The sequence below is a fragment of the Lelliottia sp. 489 genome (assembly GCF_050435885.1).
GTDB classification, from domain to species: Bacteria; Pseudomonadota; Gammaproteobacteria; order Enterobacterales; family Enterobacteriaceae; genus Enterobacter; species Enterobacter nimipressuralis.
On record NZ_JBNDLC010000001.1, the window covers coordinates 74,593 to 89,158 of the forward strand.

Consider the following 14,566-nt stretch of genomic DNA (forward strand, 5'->3'; position numbering starts at 1 on the left):
TGTAAATTCTCATTGTATGCTATATGATGCCGCCGATTTTCTTTCTCTTAACGATTGCAGGAACCGTACACCATGCCAGTGTTACACAACCGCATTTCGAATGAGACCTTGAAAGCACGCATGCTTGCGGAAACCGAAGCGCGTGTAACCATCTCATTCTACAAATATTTTATCATTGAAGAGCCGCAGGTCACCCGCGACGCACTCTATAAAGCCTTTGAAGCGCTGAAGGTATTTGGCCGCGTTTATCTGGCCCATGAAGGGATCAACGCGCAGATCAGCGTGCCAGAAAGTAAAGTAAACGCCTTCCGCGATTTTCTTTATGGTTTTGATCCCGCTCTCAACAATGTTCGTTTGAACGTTGCCCTCGATGATGACGGGAAATCCTTCTGGGTGCTGCGCATGAAAGTGCGTGAGCGCATCGTGGCCGACGGCATCGACGATCCGACGTTCAACGCCGCTGATGTCGGCGAATATCTGAAAGCGGCAGAAGTGAACGCCATGCTGGACGATCCTGATGCCGTGTTTATCGATATGCGCAACCACTACGAATATGAAGTAGGCCATTTCGAAAACGCGCTGGAAATCCCGGCCGACACGTTCCGCGAGCAGCTGCCGAAAGCCGTGGAGATGATGCAGGAACACAAAGATAAAAAAATTGTGATGTACTGCACCGGCGGAATTCGCTGTGAAAAAGCCAGCGCCTTTATGAAACACAGCGGTTTCAATAAAGTCTGGCATATCGAAGGCGGGATTATTGAGTACGCCCGCCGCGCGCGTGAGCAGGGCCTGCCGGTGCGTTTTATCGGTAAGAACTTCGTCTTTGACGAGCGTATGGGCGAGCGCATCTCCGAAGATGTGATTGCGCACTGTCATCAGTGCGGTACGCCGTGTGACACCCACACCAACTGCAAAAATGACGGCTGCCATTTGCTGTTTATTCAGTGTCCGAGCTGTGCCGAGAAGTTCAGAGGCTGCTGTAGCGAGCTGTGTAGCGAAGAGAGCGTACTGCCTGAAGAAGAGCAACGTCGTCGTCGCGCAGGGCGAGAAAACGGCAACAAGATTTTCAATAAATCGCGTGGTCGTCTGAATACCAAACTGGGCATCCCTGACCCGGAATAAATAAGAAATCCCGGCGCAAAATGCGGCCGGGATTTTTTTATCAGGACTTCTGCTGCACGCCTTCCACGGAAATAATCAGATCCACTTCCTGCGATGCCGGGCCTAAATCGGTGGTGATGTTGAAATCTTTCAGACGGATTTTACCCTCAGCCTCAAAGCCAGCGCGTTTGCCGCCCCACGGATCATCCCCCTGACCAATGAGTTTCGCATCGAGGGTGACAGGTTTCGTCACGCCGTTTAGCGTCAGATTGCCGGTGATATCCAGATCATCGCCGTCCTTTTTCACTTCCGTTGAGGTAAATGTCGCCTGCGGGAATTTCGCCACGTTGAGGAAATCCGCGCTGCGCAGATGTTTATCACGCTCTGCGTGGTTGGTGTCCAGGCTGTTGGTATTGATGGTCACATTCACTTTATCTGCAGCGGGATTTTTCTCGTCAAAGGTAAAAGTGCCGTCGAAATCTTTAAAGGTGCCATACAGCCAGCTGTAGCCCAGATGCTGAATACGGAAATTCACGAAGGCGTGCTGGCCCTCTTTATCAATTTTGTAATCAGCGGCCACGGCAGAGCCGGTGACAAATACCAAAGAACCTAACGCGATACCCAGCAGGTGTTTTTTCATTTTATGCTCCAGAGTCTACAGACGATCGGCCCAGCATGCGCTTGAGCGTGGCGTCTTTATCGATGAAATGATGTTTAAGGGCCGCAAGGCCGTGCAGGACAGAAAGAATCACGACGCCCCAGGCAAGCCAGAGATGCACCTGGCCCGCCAGATCGGCCTGGGAACCGGCATCCGCCAGGGTAGCCGGAACCTCAAAGAGACCAAAAACGCTGATCGGTTTACCGTCGGCGGTCGAAATCAGATACCCGCTAATCAAAATGGCAAACAGCAGGCCATACAGGGCGATGTGAGCGGCGATGGCGCTCAGTCGCGTCAATTTGCTGTAGCTTTTTAGCGCCGGTGGAGGAGGGGAAATGTGACGCCAGACAATACGAACCACCAGGCTCATCATCAACAGGATGCCAATGCTTTTGTGCAGTTCAGGCGCCTGGTGATACCAGCCGTCGTAATAGCTAAGCGTCACCATCCACAACCCTAAGCCGAACATGCCATAAACCGCGAGAGCAATTAACCAGTGCAAGCATATGGATATTATTCCATAGCGTGCAGAAGAATTACGCAGCTGCATAATGATGACCATCCCTAATTAATTTGAAGGGTAAAAATGGCCTGTGAAAAGGATTATTGCAACTGATATTTAAGCATTAGGAATATTCATTTTTCTATTTCAATATTTTTGATAGTGTAACGCGATTCTGATTCAATTCATTCGTGTTTAAGTGGCTGTTCTTAGGTGGGAGAGGCTTTTCGGGTGTTATGTGGTAATCAAATTATTTGCAGCCAGATTAAGGTAATATAAAGTATTGTCAATTATCGTCAGTGTGTCTTTTCAGAAAAATACAATATAAATAACATCGATGATGGCAAGCATTGACCATAGAAAAATATAGAGCATCAAATGCTCGCGAATATTGTTTACCAGATAATCAAAGATCCTGCGCATTATCTCTGTCCGACGATATAAAGAGAAAGGCCCCGACGGGTCGGAGCCTGAAAAGAGGATTATCCGCCAAAACGCGCGAGAGAGAAGGGGGCCAGATCAAACTGCGGAGTGATACCCTGCGCAAACTGCGCGGCGATTTCACCCAGCACAGAGGCGAATTTAAACCCGTGTCCGCTTAGCCCGGTGATCAGCAGCGTATTGTCGTGGCCCGGAAGCGTATCGATAATGAAATCTTCATCCGGGGTGTTGTCGTACGTACAGGCGGCACCGTACAGCAGCCCGCCGACGCCTGGCAGCACATTACGCAGGAAGTTGAACGCCTCGGAACCATCGCCCGGCAAAGCACCGAACGCTTTGCGCTCCTCCGGGGAGGAGATGATCTGCCCGCCGTTATGCTTACCAATCTTGAGCGCGTCTTTTTCAGACGGGAAGCCGTAAAACTGATCGCCATTCGGCAGCTCGCCGGTAAAGGCCGGGAATTTATTCTGGGTGCTGAAACGCCCGTCGGCCTGGAACCAGGAGAAGACTTTACGCACCGGCTGAACCGGCAGCTCAGGCATCAGTTTCGTGACCCATGTCCCGGCACTGACCAGCAGGCGGGAGGCGGTATAAGGCCCTTCCGGTGTCTCAACGGTAACACCGTCGTCATTGTGCTGGATTGCCGTGACCGGGCAGTTAAAGAGCTGGGCGCAACCCGCTTTTTCAGCGAGGGAGACCCAGGTTTTGATGGCGGTTTCACAATGCAGTACGCCGGAGTTGGCTTCAAAGAGTCCGATGTAATCCTCGGGAACCGTGATCTCTGGCCAGCGTTTCATGACGGCGGTGGCGTCGAGGCGCTCCACGTCGAGATTGAATTCGCGGGCACTGTGCTCCACGTTCGCCAGGAATTCCGAATGCGCAGGACCGAGGTTCACCACGCCTGTGCGCTCGAAAATTTTATCTTCGGTCAGGGCTGATAATTCATCCCAGAGTTGTTGCGCCCTCAGTACCAGCGGAACGTAGCGCTTGCCTTCGCCATAGGCATGGCGGATGAGGCGGGTGTCGCCGTGATGGCTCCCCTCAGCATGCGGAGGAAGGTGGGAATCAATCATCAGGACGTTCAGGCCAGCAAGGGTTGCGTAATAACCCGCAGCAGAGCCGACGGAGCCGCTGCCTAAAATAATCAAGTCGTATTTCATGAGAATCTCTTAAACCAGGACTTAAGTTTGCAGAGTAAATAAGATGAAAGGCTTATTCAAGGGAGAAATAAATGAGGCACCCCTTAGGTGCCTGTTGAGTGAATGTAGGGCATAAAATTAATGCCGACGATACTCATTTTCCTGGTAGTCGCCAGACTCTATTTTGGCAATGCCTGCCTCTAAAATAGAAATAAACTGACGGGCGACATCTGTGGTCAGCCACAGTGTCTGTCCAACTTCCGCTTCTTCACGGCTAGGCTGATTCGGGGTCTGGTAGTGCAAACGCAGCATCAGCGCATCGTAGCTGTCTACGGTACTGATGTCCCATCCGACAAGTGGATGAGTCTGGATGACTTCATTATTCTTTTCCATCATAACCCCCGTAATACGTGTGAGAAGACAACGACTGTGAGGTTCAATGCGTGTTTTTCTGAAGCAACTTCAGTATATCAATAAATAAGGGATATGAAGGGAAAAATAAACAGGCTGCAACCTAAATTTCTGCTTTTTAGGATTGTTTGAACAATAAAACGCCATCTTATTCACGTTTTTTTAAGAAGATACGCAATTAATTTGAACTTATTTAATCGGCATAAAAAAAGCCGGGGCGACCCGGCAAAAAATGACAATGAGGGAGTTTGAATTAATCGGTGATGAACCAGTCGTCGGCGCTTTCCCAGGTTTCTTGCAGGATTTCGCTAATGCGATCTTTATCCTCTTTTGCCCCACCGAGGACGGAAAGATTGTTCGCGGAGGCGTAACGGACGGTGACAGCCCCTTCCTGATCGGGGAACGTGCTGTTGATGCGACGGGAGAGTTCTCCGGCCAGCGCATCCAGCGCGCCAGCAGGCAAAGTGGTTGTTTTGGCGATAGTCACTTCGATACGCATAATTGCCCCCTGTGTAATATACTGTGTATTTATACAGGCATTATATTGAACTTACAACAGGGGGCGATAAAAAATTACTGTTTAACCGTCCAGTTAACGGTTTCACCGGCCAGGAACGGGATCAGCGTGTCGTCTGTCAGGGCGATAGTATCGACGACCTGGCTCTGTTTGCGTTCCAGCTCGATAAAGGTTTCATTCACCGGCAGGCCGTAGAAGCGCGGACCGTTCAGGGAACAGAAGGCTTCGAAGTGCTCCAGCGCGCCCATCTCTTCAAATACCGTGGCGTAGCTGGCCAGCGCCGTTGGGGCGTTGAAACAGCCCGCACAGCCGCAGCTGGCCTCTTTACGGTGACGCGCGTGCGGGGCGGAGTCGGTTCCGAGGAAGGCGCGGGTAAAACCGCTGGCGACCAGTTCACGCAGCGCCTGCTGGTGGATATTGCGCTTGAGGATCGGCAGGCAGTACAGGTGAGGGCGCACACCGCCGACCAGCATGTGGTTACGGTTGAACATCAGGTGCTGAGGGGTGATTGTCGCGGCGAGCAGATCGTTGCCGTCGCGCACATACTCGGCAGCATCTTTGGTAGTGATGTGCTCAAAGACCACTTTCAGCCCCTGCAGACGCTGGCGCAGGGGTTCCATCACGGTCTCGATAAAGCGCGCTTCGCGGTCAAAAATATCGATGTCGGGATGCGTCACTTCGCCGTGGATAAGCAGCGGCATGCCCAGTTTTTCCATGCGTTCCAGGACCGGCATAATGGCATCCGTGCTGGTCACACCGTGGCTGGAGTTGGTGGTGGCATTGGCCGGGTAGAGTTTGGCGGCAGTGAACACGCCTTCATTAAAGCCGCGTTCGACTTCGTTCGGGTCGAGCGAATCGGTGAGGTAGCAGGTCATCAGCGGGGTAAAATCATGGCCTGCCGGAACGGCATCGAGAATGCGCTGACGGTAGGCAATTGCGGCATCAACGGTGGTGACTGGTGGAACCAGGTTAGGCATGACAATCGCGCGGCCATAGATTTCGCTGGTGTAAGGGACAACGGTTTTCAGCATGTCGCCATCGCGCAGATGGATATGCCAGTCGTCAGGGCGGCGGATTTTCAGAACCTGGGGATGTGCAGTCATTGATATGCTCCGGCTTATCAGGAATCAGTCATAAGGATGGCTGTTTTTGCCGGACACAAATCATAAGGGGAAACGTTTTCGTTTGCACACATTTCCGTTAAATAGCAGTGTAAAAAAAGGGCGCACACGGCGCCCTCTCGGTTAATTCGTAAACGGGATGATAATTTCACCCGGTTTCACTTCAATTCCCTTGGCGTATTTCTTCGCCAGCGCTTCACCTTTGCTTCTGTCCTCGCTCAGCACATAGGCAGGCTGCTGATTGAAATAGTTCCGCAGCGACTGGTTCAGATACGGCATCAGGGTTTGCAGCACCGGTTTCATTTTCTCCGGCGTCACTTCGGCATCCACGATCTCCATTTCCTGAAGATAGATGGCCCCTTTCTCTTTGTTAAAGACCGGCAGCGCTTTCAGTTTCAGCTTAATGTTCGCTTTCTGGCTGCCAAACAGGGAGTTCATATCCAGTTTGGCGTCGCCGGAGAGCGTGACTTTATTCGGCTCTTCGCGGCCAATCTGGCTGACGAGTTGATTGAGTACGATATGGGCATCGGCAACGCCGGGCACACCGATATCTTTGGAGAAGTTATTGTGTTTTTCCAGCGCCTGATTAATTTCCTGCTCACTAACGCTGTATTGCGTAAGCTGGTTACAACCGACCAGCAGGCCGCTGATAACTAACGCAGCAGCAATGACAATCTTTTTCATGGGGTTCCTCAACATGATGTCGGCGCTCTTGTCCTGACGCATCAGTATGTCAGGGGGGTATACCAGTTACCAGCAGAAAAACCTGATATTCGGGGGCGAAAGTGGACCTTCCGCCCGTCGGAATACGTGCTCAGACCATCAGGCCCCAGGTTCGAGCATCCCGCTCGCGCTGCGTTTCGGGCTGAACTGCCACCACAGGGCGATGAGGGTGATAAAGCCTACAACGCCCAGCATCACCCACGGCAATTCCGGTTGATTGAGCGCTTTCCCTGCATCGAACAACCAGCCGCCACCGGCGTATCCGAGCGCACCGCCAAAGGCCAGCCCCAGTCGGCTAAAGCCCATGTAGCTTCCGCGCGCACGCGGATCGGCAAGCCCGGCGCTGAGGGTTTCACGCGCCGGTTCGGCAATGATCGACCCAATGTAGAAGGTGCAGATCAGAATAAAGAGCTGTTGGAGAGTGCCGACCAGACCAATCGGCATCATGCTTAATGTCATCAGCAGCAGGCCCGCCATCAGGCGATGCTCAAGACGAAAACGTTTTTCGCTCCAGCGCGCGATAGGGTAGAGAAGGGTCAGCGACAGGCAGGCTTCGATGGCATACATCCATTTGACGGCCGCAGGCGAACCGGCAATATCGTTAACCATAATGGGCAGCATCAGCATTACCTGCACCGCCAGCATGTAATAGCCCGTCAGCGTCAGCACGTAGGTGACGAAACGTTTATCGGCCAGCACACGGCCCAGCCCTTCACGCACGGGGGCTTTTACCGTCGAGAGTTTCCAGGCGGGCAGCAGCCAGGCGTTAAATGCCGCGCAGAGGATAAACAGCACCGCGCCGGTGGCGCACACCAGACGGAAATCATACTGCAACAGCCAGCTGCCGAGCAGGGCGCCAACCACCGCACCGGCGCTGTCCTGCATCATCAGCAGTGAGAAAAAACGCCCGCGATGCTGTGGGCGAATCAGTTTCACGACCAGCGCAGTACGCGGCGGATCAAACAGCGTGCCGCCAATCCCGGAGAGGAAACAGGAGAACCACAGCAGCCAGGGATCGTGCGCGATGCCCATGGTGGCAAATCCGGCGGCCCGCAGCAGCATGCCGGTGACAATCATCGGTTTTGCGCCGAAGCGGTCGGCAATCGCACCGCCAAACACGCCAAGTCCCTGCTGGACAAACTGACGCAAGCCCAGGGCAATTCCGACCATTAATGCCGCCCAGCCCATTTGATCGACAAAGCGAATGGAGATCAGTGGGAAGACGACAAAAAAGCCGAGCACGACCAGCATGTTATCGACGAGCAGAAAATATTTGCCCAGGCTCCGGGCTTGCGATACGCGAGACATTTTCCCTCCAGGGAAAAATCACGTCATCCTGCTGACGGCCCCGAAAAGGCAGTCTGAAGGCTTAAGTGTAGAGAAAGATGAGCACGCTAATATTCTGCGTGGTTGTGAGGCGTTTTCCCACACCGCCAGCGACAATATTTTTTTATCAAAAGGGTGGTTTGATTCAGCTTTTTAATCGAATTTTGTGAAATCTGTGAAAAAGGGTATGTCACTGTTTTCACAGAAAGCACCGGCGCAGGTATAGTAAAGCTAACAGGTAGAGCAGAAGTAACGGGAAGGAGTGGTAACGATGTTTGGCTATCGCAGTAACGTGCCAAAAGTGCGCCTGACAACAGACAGACTGGTCGTTCGTCTGGTGCATGAGCGTGATGCCTGGCGTCTGGCGGATTATTACGCCGAGAATCGCCAGTTTTTAAAGCCCTGGGAACCCGTTCGGGATGAAAGCCACTGCTATCCCTCCGGCTGGCAGGCTCGCCTGAGTATGATTGCCGAATTCCACAAGCAGGGCAGTGCCTATTATTTCGCGTTGCTCGACCCGGAAGAGAAAGAGATCATCGGGATCGCCAATTTCTCGAACGTGGTGCGCGGATCGTTTCACGCCTGTTACCTCGGCTACTCCATCGGCCAGAAATGGCAGGGCCAAGGGCTGATGTTTGAAGCCCTGACCAGCGCAATCCGCTATATGCAGCGCTCTCAGCACATCCACCGCATTATGGCCAACTATATGCCGCACAATCAGCGTAGCGGCGATCTGCTGGCGCGGCTTGGGTTTGAAAAAGAAGGCTACGCGAAAGATTATCTGTTGATCGACGGCGAGTGGCGCGACCACGTGCTGACGGCGTTAACCACCAAAGAATGGACCGCAGGTCGTTAAGGAGTACGCATGAAATATCAGTTAACTGCCACAGAAGCGCGTGTGATTGGCTGCCTGCTGGAAAAACAGGTCACGACGCCAGAGCAATATCCCCTGTCGGTCAATGCGGTGACGCTGGCCTGTAACCAGAAAACCAACCGTGAGCCGGTGCTCAACCTGAGCGAACACGAGGTACAAGAGCAGTTGGATGCGCTGGTTAAACGCCACTATCTGCGCACCGTCAGTGGGTTTGGCAACCGCGTCACTAAATATGAACAACGTTTTTGCAATTCCGAATTTGGCGATCTGAAACTGAACAGCGCCGAAGTGGCGGTGATCACCACCTTGCTGCTGCGCGGGGCGCAAACGCCGGGTGAATTGCGTTCCCGCGCCGCACGAATGCATGAATTCAGTGATATGCAGGAAGTGGAACAGACGCTGGAAAATCTCGCCTCCCGCGAAGATGGCCCGTTTGTGCTGCGCCTCGCGCGTGAGCCGGGCAAACGCGAAAGCCGATATATGCATCTTTTCAGTGGCGACGTTGAAACCCTCATCAATGTGGTAGAAGCGCTTTCGCCCGCCGAGGACGAGAGTCTTGCCGCGCGGGTCGACGCGTTGGAAAACGAAGTGGCGGAACTCAAGCAGCGCCTCGACTCCCTGCTGGCGCATTTAGGAGACTAACGGTGACAACATTACGCATTGGCGTGGTCGGCCTCGGCGGGATCGCGCAGAAAGCCTGGCTGCCGGTTCTGGGCGCGGCGACCGACTGGACGCTGCAAACCGCATGGTCCCCGACGCGGGAAAAAGCGCAGCGAATCTGCGATACCTGGCGAATTCCTTATGCTGCCTCCATGGCGGATCTGGCGCGCGACTGTGACGCGGTATTCGTTCATACCTCGACCGCGACGCACTATCAGGTGGTGAGCGAATTGCTCAACGCCGGTGTTCACGTTTGTGTCGATAAACCGCTGGCCGAGAATGTGCAGGACGCCGAGCGTCTGATTGAGCTGGCGGCGCGCAAAAATCTGACGCTGATGGTCGGGTTCAATCGCCGGTTCTCGCCGCTGTATCAAGATCTCAAATCCCGGCTTGGCGCGGCGGCATCGCTGCGCATGGATAAGCATCGCACCGACAGCATTGGCCCGAACGATCTGCGTTTTACGCTGCTGGATGATTATCTGCATGTGGTCGATACGGCCCTGTGGCTGACCAACGGTAATGCACAACTGAAAAGCGGCACCCTGCAAACCAACGATCAGGGGGAGATGGTGTATGCCGAACACCATTTCGCGGTGGACACAATTCAGGTGACCACTAGCATGCATCGTCGTGCGGGAAGTCAGCGCGAATCCGTGCAGGCGGTCACCGACGGCGCACTCATTGATGTGACCGATATGCGTGAATGGCGTGAAGAAAAAGGGAGCGGGGTGGTGACGCGGCCAATCCCTGGCTGGCAGAGTACGCTGGAGCAGCGCGGGTTCGCCGGTTGTGCGCGTCACTTCATCGAGTGCGTGCAAAATCAGACGGTTCCTGAAACTTCGGGCGAACAGGCGATTCTGGCGCAACGCGTCATTGAAAAGCTCTGGCGCGAGGCGATGAGCGAGTAGAAACTGTTTAACCCCTGTAACATCTGCGGATAGTAATTCGCTTAAATACGGGTAGACTAAGCGCACTTTTCACGCCTGCTATGCAGGCGTTTTGCCGTGTGGTTGTGGAAATTCACGTTAATGAACTTATTAAAATCGCTGGCAGCAGTCAGCTCGATGACCATGTTTTCTCGCGTGCTGGGTTTCGCGCGCGATGCGATTGTGGCGAGAGTGTTTGGCGCGGGGATGGCGACTGACGCCTTCTTTGTGGCGTTCAAACTGCCGAACTTACTGCGCCGAATTTTCGCCGAAGGGGCGTTCTCCCAGGCGTTCGTGCCGATTCTGGCGGAATACAAAAGCAAGCAGGGCGAAGACGCGACCCGCGTGTTTGTCTCCTATGTCTCGGGCCTGCTGACGCTGGCTCTGGCGATTGTCACGGTGGTCGGGATGCTGGCCGCGCCGTGGGTGATTATGGTGACCGCGCCGGGCTTTGCCGACACGGCGGATAAATTCGCCCTGACGACGCAGCTTCTGCGCATTACCTTTCCTTATATTCTGCTGATTTCGCTGGCGTCGCTGGTCGGGGCGATCCTCAACACCTGGAACCGCTTCTCCGTTCCGGCGTTTGCACCGACGTTTTTAAACGTCAGCATGATCGGTTTTGCCCTGTTTGCGGCACCGCACTTCCATCCGCCGGTGCTGGCGCTGGCGTGGGCAGTCACCGTCGGCGGCCTGCTGCAGCTGGCTTATCAGCTTCCGCACCTGAAAAAGATCGGCATGCTGGTGCTGCCGCGCATCAACTTCCGCGATGCGGGTGCGATGCGCGTGATCAAGCAGATGGGGCCGGCGATCCTCGGCGTGTCCGTGAGCCAGATTTCCCTGATTATCAACACCATTTTCGCCTCCTTCCTGGTGTCAGGTTCCGTGTCGTGGATGTACTACGCCGACCGCTTGATGGAGTTCCCGTCCGGGGTGCTGGGCGTGGCGCTGGGGACGATTCTGCTGCCGTCGTTGTCGCGAAGCTTTGCCAGCGGCAATCATGATGAATACTGTCGCCTGATGGACTGGGGTTTACGCCTGTGCTTCCTGCTGGCGCTGCCAAGCGCTGTGGCGCTGGGGATTCTGGCGAAACCCTTAACGGTTTCATTATTCCAGTACGGCAAATTCAACGCGTTCGATGCATTAATGACCCAGCGCGCGCTGGTGGCGTATTCCGTCGGCCTGATGGGGCTGATTGTGGTGAAAGTGCTGGCGCCGGGCTTTTATTCGCGTCAGGACATCAAAACGCCGGTCAAGATTGCGATTGTGACGCTGGTGATGACCCAACTGATGAACCTCGCGTTTATCGGGCCACTGAAGCACGCGGGTCTGTCGCTGTCGATCGGTCTGGGGGCCTGTCTGAACGCCGGGCTGCTCTACTGGCAGCTGCGTAAGCAGAAAATTTTCACTCCGCAGCCGGGCTGGATGAGTTTCCTGGTGCGTCTGGTCATTGCGGTGGTGGTGATGGCGGCGGCGCTGGTCGGGATGATGTATGTGATGCCGGAATGGTCTCTGGGCACCATGCCGTATCGTCTGCTGCGCCTGATGGCTGTTGTGGTCGTGGGGATTATTGCCTACTTCGCTACACTTGCGGTGCTCGGCTTTAAGGTGAAAGAGTTCGCTCGCCGGACGGCATAAACGACTAAAGGGGAGTTCACCAGAGGGTGCTCCCCGTTTCCCACTTCATCTCTTCACTGAAGCGTTAAATCGAAATCTTCTTCCCGCCAGCGCGCGAGCTGGATGTCTGGCCATTGGCGCCATACAGCCCCGGCTCCTGATGAGGTTTTAACACCTCAAGCGCCTGCTGGTTGCGTTCAATTTGCCCCTCTAACAGCCAGCCGTTGTGCTGGTTGAGATCGCGAAGGTGCTGCGTTTTTTCTGTGATGGTCTGCCAGCGCTCAACGATATCGTCGTTGGCGCTGCGACGTGGATCTTGCTCCGCGCGGCGCTGCTGCTCCAGATAGTCCAGGGTAGCCAGCAGCGAGCTTTTATCTTCAGTAATGCGCTGCAGTGCGCTGCCGCTGACATAGCCTGCGGATAACTGTTGTTGCTCGGCATCCATCACCGTCTTCAGATCGTTCAGGACTACCGTCATTTGATCCAATATTTCTGACAGTCGACTCATACGGTTATTTACTCTGAAGGAAGTTCTGCGTTTCGTTAATCAGCGCATCAGCGATTTTGCTGGTGTCCATTTTCAGTTCGCCGTTACGAATCGCGGTTTTCAGCGCTTCGACGCGTTCCATATTGATATCGTTCGTGCCTGGCTGCATCAGTTTTGACTGTGCATCACTTAACGTGACGCTGGTGCTGTTGGCCGTGGACGATTTTTCCAGACGCGCTTTAAGGGCTGGCGCGTCGTTCGTTTCGCGAGGTTGTACAGTGCTAACCGGCTTCAGGGGCGATGTACGATCAATGCTCATAGTGTTGTCCTCATAGAGGTTCGCGGCGTTGGCGCCTGATATAATCATCTGATGATTATTTATCGGCAGCTGCCGCGATATCTTTAAAAAGATTATAGGTTAATCAGAATATTCCCATCAGAACCGACGGTTCCGCTAACCACCTGACCTGAAGACATCCTAACGCGTGCGTTTTGGGCGACGGCAGCGTTGTTCAGCGCCTGGCCTTCGCTATTAATGCTAAAGCCATCTCCGTTCGCCACCACCATCACGCGCTGTCCGGCTTTAATGCGCCACGCCTGACGCAGCATCGACAGCTGGATGGCTTGCCCTGGCGCCAGATCGCGCAGGCTCACCGAATCCTGTGCCTGGTTAATATCCAGCATGGTGCGCGGCGGAAGTTGATCCAGGCGTCCGCGCTTTAATTCTACATGAGCGGGCTGTAAAACGCTGCCGCGTGCGATGGGCTGAGCGGCGACAACATAGTTGCCTGTCGCCTGAACCATAACCTGCAAAAAGCGTTTCTCATTATTGCAGCGGGCCAGCACGTTCACATTACCCCACAGCCGGGCACCGCCGCTGATGCTGAACGAGGGTTGAGCACAAGTGGGCAGGAGATTCGGCTGCGTTCGAATATCGACTTTGACCTCATCGCTTAACCCCGCCAGACGCTCAGCAAAAAAAGCGGTCAGCAACACATTCAGCCCCAGCGCTGAAGACTGGGTACTGAACAGCAGTAAGGTAACGGCAAGGCCATTTTTGAACGTCAGCATCTCACTTTCCCGCGGTTCCTGGATTTAACAGGATTCTACCCCTAAGGCTTTCCCATCAACGCAACAAATAGCGACGCATTTTGCGTTTATTCCTTCGATAAGGAAGACGGGTTGAGATTTAAGCTACATGCTGAAATTTCGCCATCAGCGGAGGAGACATGCTCGATAAACTCGACGCCGCGTTACGTTTTCAACAGGAAGCGCTCAATCTGCGCGCCCAGCGGCAGGAGATCCTGGCCGCCAATATCGCGAATGCCGACACCCCAGGGTTTCAGGCGCGCGATATTGATTTTTCTACTGAGCTTAAAAAAGTGATGGAGCGTGGTCGGGCCGAAGGGACGGGTGTTGCCCTTGCGCTGACCTCTTCACGCCACATTCCCGCTCAGGCGATGACTGCGCCGTCCACCGATTTACTTTATCGCATTCCTGACCAGCCATCCCTGGACGGTAACACCGTCGATATGGACCGGGAGCGCACCCAGTTTGCCGATAACAGCCTGCAGTATCAGATGGGGCTAACCGTGCTCGGTGGACAGATTAAAAGCATGCAGAGCGTCCTGCAGGGGGGCAACTAATTCATGGCCTTACTGAATATTTTTGATATCGCGGGTTCAGCCCTGACCGCGCAGTCTCAGCGTCTGAACGTCGCCGCCAGTAACATGGCGAACGCCGACAGCGTGACCGGACCCGATGGTCAGCCCTATCGCGCCAAACAGGTGGTCTTTCAGGTCAATGCGGCGCCGGGCGCGGCAACCGGCGGTGTGAAAGTGGCCGATGTGGTTGAGAGCCAGGCCCCGGACAAACTGGTGTATGAGCCAGGCAACCCGCTGGCAGATGCGAGCGGCTACGTGAAAATGCCAAACGTCGATGTGGTCGGCGAAATGGTGAACACCATGTCAGCGTCGCGCAGCTATCAGGCGAACGTTGAAGTGCTCAATACCGTGAAGAGCATGATGCTCAAAACGCTCACTCTCGGCCAGTAAAGGAGACAC

At 54.3% G+C, this 14,566-nt stretch carries 19 protein-coding genes; 7 read left to right on the top strand and 12 right to left on the bottom strand.

Translation table 11 applies throughout. The features are described from left to right. Window positions 1–72: 72 nt before the first annotated feature. Window positions 73–1,122 carry a rhodanese-related sulfurtransferase gene (locus tag ABIE11_RS00410; RefSeq protein WP_429183516.1) on the top strand — a complete coding sequence of 350 codons (1,050 nt, stop codon included), beginning with the start codon at window positions 73–75 and terminating at the stop codon, window positions 1,120–1,122. Window positions 1,123–1,162: 40 nt separating this feature from the next. Here the strand turns inward: ABIE11_RS00410 and ABIE11_RS00415 are convergent, their stop codons facing one another. The 9 genes from ABIE11_RS00415 to mdtH form a co-directional block, all read right to left on the bottom strand. Then, window positions 1,163–1,741: a YceI family protein gene (locus ABIE11_RS00415; protein WP_102105551.1), complete on the bottom strand. Its 579-nt coding sequence runs from the start codon at window positions 1,739–1,741 to the stop codon at window positions 1,163–1,165. A 1-nt stretch (window position 1,742) separates the two neighbouring features. Next, complete coding sequence (locus tag ABIE11_RS00420; RefSeq protein WP_100780902.1) at window positions 1,743–2,309, bottom strand: cytochrome b; 567 nt, start codon at window positions 2,307–2,309, stop codon at window positions 1,743–1,745. Between the two features lie 261 nt (window positions 2,310–2,570). Beyond that, window positions 2,571–2,684 carry a YceO family protein gene (locus ABIE11_RS00425; protein ID WP_100780616.1) on the bottom strand — a complete coding sequence of 38 codons (114 nt, stop codon included), beginning with the start codon at window positions 2,682–2,684 and terminating at the stop codon, window positions 2,571–2,573. 59 nt (window positions 2,685–2,743) lie between these two features. After that, a complete protein-coding gene (gene solA, locus ABIE11_RS00430; protein ID WP_429183518.1) occupies window positions 2,744–3,862 on the bottom strand; it encodes an N-methyl-L-tryptophan oxidase in 1,119 nt (372 codons plus the stop codon). A 117-nt stretch (window positions 3,863–3,979) separates the two neighbouring features. Next, window positions 3,980–4,234, bottom strand: coding sequence for a biofilm formation regulator BssS (bssS, locus tag ABIE11_RS00435; RefSeq protein ID WP_095281565.1), 255 nt, complete (start codon window positions 4,232–4,234; stop codon window positions 3,980–3,982). A 271-nt stretch (window positions 4,235–4,505) separates the two neighbouring features. Next, the gene (dinI, locus tag ABIE11_RS00440; protein ID WP_100780614.1) at window positions 4,506–4,751 is read right to left on the bottom strand and encodes a DNA damage-inducible protein I; all 246 of its coding nucleotides are present in this window, start codon (window positions 4,749–4,751) and stop codon (window positions 4,506–4,508) included. Window positions 4,752–4,825: 74 nt separating this feature from the next. Next, on the bottom strand, window positions 4,826–5,872 hold the full coding sequence (gene pyrC, locus ABIE11_RS00445; protein ID WP_102105549.1) for a dihydroorotase: 1,047 nt from the start codon (window positions 5,870–5,872) through the stop codon (window positions 4,826–4,828). A 141-nt stretch (window positions 5,873–6,013) separates the two neighbouring features. Continuing rightward, window positions 6,014–6,574: a lipoprotein gene (locus ABIE11_RS00450; protein WP_100780612.1), complete on the bottom strand. Its 561-nt coding sequence runs from the start codon at window positions 6,572–6,574 to the stop codon at window positions 6,014–6,016. A gap of 138 nt (window positions 6,575–6,712) precedes the next feature. Continuing rightward, on the bottom strand, window positions 6,713–7,921 hold the full coding sequence (mdtH, locus tag ABIE11_RS00455) for a multidrug efflux MFS transporter MdtH (protein ID WP_100780611.1): 1,209 nt from the start codon (window positions 7,919–7,921) through the stop codon (window positions 6,713–6,715). 289 nt (window positions 7,922–8,210) lie between these two features. Between mdtH and rimJ the strand changes: the two genes are divergently transcribed. The 4 genes from rimJ (at window position 8,211) to murJ (ending at window position 12,037) form a co-directional block, all read left to right on the top strand. After that, complete coding sequence (gene rimJ, locus ABIE11_RS00460) at window positions 8,211–8,795, top strand: ribosomal protein S5-alanine N-acetyltransferase (protein WP_100780610.1); 585 nt, start codon at window positions 8,211–8,213, stop codon at window positions 8,793–8,795. A gap of 9 nt (window positions 8,796–8,804) precedes the next feature. Beyond that, window positions 8,805–9,455 (top strand): YceH family protein, encoded by a 651-nt coding sequence (locus ABIE11_RS00465; RefSeq protein WP_429183521.1) that lies wholly within the window; start codon window positions 8,805–8,807, stop codon window positions 9,453–9,455. A 2-nt stretch (window positions 9,456–9,457) separates the two neighbouring features. Further along, a complete protein-coding gene (locus ABIE11_RS00470) occupies window positions 9,458–10,381 on the top strand; it encodes a Gfo/Idh/MocA family protein (protein ID WP_194513327.1) in 924 nt (307 codons plus the stop codon). 120 nt (window positions 10,382–10,501) lie between these two features. Then, the gene (gene murJ / locus ABIE11_RS00475; protein WP_429183522.1) at window positions 10,502–12,037 is read left to right on the top strand and encodes a murein biosynthesis integral membrane protein MurJ; all 1,536 of its coding nucleotides are present in this window, start codon (window positions 10,502–10,504) and stop codon (window positions 12,035–12,037) included. A 64-nt stretch (window positions 12,038–12,101) separates the two neighbouring features. On the opposite strand, the gene flgN is transcribed toward murJ, so the two are convergent. The 3 genes from flgN to flgA all read right to left on the bottom strand — a co-directional run bounded on the left by flgN (window position 12,102) and on the right by flgA (window position 13,574). Next, a complete protein-coding gene (gene flgN / locus ABIE11_RS00480) occupies window positions 12,102–12,524 on the bottom strand; it encodes a flagella biosynthesis chaperone FlgN (RefSeq protein ID WP_429183524.1) in 423 nt (140 codons plus the stop codon). Between the two features lie 4 nt (window positions 12,525–12,528). Beyond that, window positions 12,529–12,822, bottom strand: a complete 294-nt coding sequence (gene flgM / locus ABIE11_RS00485; protein ID WP_100780605.1) for a flagellar biosynthesis anti-sigma factor FlgM — start codon at window positions 12,820–12,822, stop codon at window positions 12,529–12,531. 92 nt (window positions 12,823–12,914) lie between these two features. Next, the gene (gene flgA / locus ABIE11_RS00490) at window positions 12,915–13,574 is read right to left on the bottom strand and encodes a flagellar basal body P-ring formation chaperone FlgA (RefSeq protein ID WP_429183526.1); all 660 of its coding nucleotides are present in this window, start codon (window positions 13,572–13,574) and stop codon (window positions 12,915–12,917) included. A gap of 158 nt (window positions 13,575–13,732) precedes the next feature. Here flgA and flgB point away from each other — a divergent pair, with 158 nt between their 5' ends. Then, a complete protein-coding gene (flgB, locus tag ABIE11_RS00495) occupies window positions 13,733–14,149 on the top strand; it encodes a flagellar basal body rod protein FlgB (protein WP_100780603.1) in 417 nt (138 codons plus the stop codon). Window positions 14,150–14,152: 3 nt separating this feature from the next. Further along, window positions 14,153–14,557 (top strand): flagellar basal body rod protein FlgC, encoded by a 405-nt coding sequence (flgC, locus tag ABIE11_RS00500; RefSeq protein ID WP_100780602.1) that lies wholly within the window; start codon window positions 14,153–14,155, stop codon window positions 14,555–14,557. The last annotated feature ends 9 nt before the right edge of the window (window positions 14,558–14,566 follow it).

Bases quoted from the DNA above. Each gene is read 5' to 3' on its own strand.
- ABIE11_RS00410 (WP_429183516.1), top strand. From the start codon at position 73: ATGCCAGTGTTACACAACCGCATTTCGAATGAGACCTTGAAAGCACGC.
- ABIE11_RS00415 (WP_102105551.1), bottom strand. From the start codon at position 1,741: ATGAAAAAACACCTGCTGGGTATCGCGTTAGGTTCTTTGGTATTTGTC.
- ABIE11_RS00420 (WP_100780902.1), bottom strand. From the start codon at position 2,309: ATGCAGCTGCGTAATTCTTCTGCACGCTATGGAATAATATCCATATGC.
- ABIE11_RS00425 (WP_100780616.1), bottom strand. From the start codon at position 2,684: ATGCGCAGGATCTTTGATTATCTGGTAAACAATATTCGCGAGCATTTG.
- solA (WP_429183518.1), bottom strand. From the start codon at position 3,862: ATGAAATACGACTTGATTATTTTAGGCAGCGGCTCCGTCGGCTCTGCT.
- bssS (WP_095281565.1), bottom strand. From the start codon at position 4,234: ATGGAAAAGAATAATGAAGTCATCCAGACTCATCCACTTGTCGGATGG.
- dinI (WP_100780614.1), bottom strand. From the start codon at position 4,751: ATGCGTATCGAAGTGACTATCGCCAAAACAACCACTTTGCCTGCTGGC.
- pyrC (WP_102105549.1), bottom strand. From the start codon at position 5,872: ATGACTGCACATCCCCAGGTTCTGAAAATCCGCCGCCCTGACGACTGG.
- ABIE11_RS00450 (WP_100780612.1), bottom strand. From the start codon at position 6,574: ATGAAAAAGATTGTCATTGCTGCTGCGTTAGTTATCAGCGGCCTGCTG.
- mdtH (WP_100780611.1), bottom strand. From the start codon at position 7,921: ATGTCTCGCGTATCGCAAGCCCGGAGCCTGGGCAAATATTTTCTGCTC.
- rimJ (WP_100780610.1), top strand. From the start codon at position 8,211: ATGTTTGGCTATCGCAGTAACGTGCCAAAAGTGCGCCTGACAACAGAC.
- ABIE11_RS00465 (WP_429183521.1), top strand. From the start codon at position 8,805: ATGAAATATCAGTTAACTGCCACAGAAGCGCGTGTGATTGGCTGCCTG.
- murJ (WP_429183522.1), top strand. From the start codon at position 10,502: ATGAACTTATTAAAATCGCTGGCAGCAGTCAGCTCGATGACCATGTTT.
- flgN (WP_429183524.1), bottom strand. From the start codon at position 12,524: ATGAGTCGACTGTCAGAAATATTGGATCAAATGACGGTAGTCCTGAAC.
- flgM (WP_100780605.1), bottom strand. From the start codon at position 12,822: ATGAGCATTGATCGTACATCGCCCCTGAAGCCGGTTAGCACTGTACAA.
- flgA (WP_429183526.1), bottom strand. From the start codon at position 13,574: ATGCTGACGTTCAAAAATGGCCTTGCCGTTACCTTACTGCTGTTCAGT.
- flgB (WP_100780603.1), top strand. From the start codon at position 13,733: ATGCTCGATAAACTCGACGCCGCGTTACGTTTTCAACAGGAAGCGCTC.
- flgC (WP_100780602.1), top strand. From the start codon at position 14,153: ATGGCCTTACTGAATATTTTTGATATCGCGGGTTCAGCCCTGACCGCG.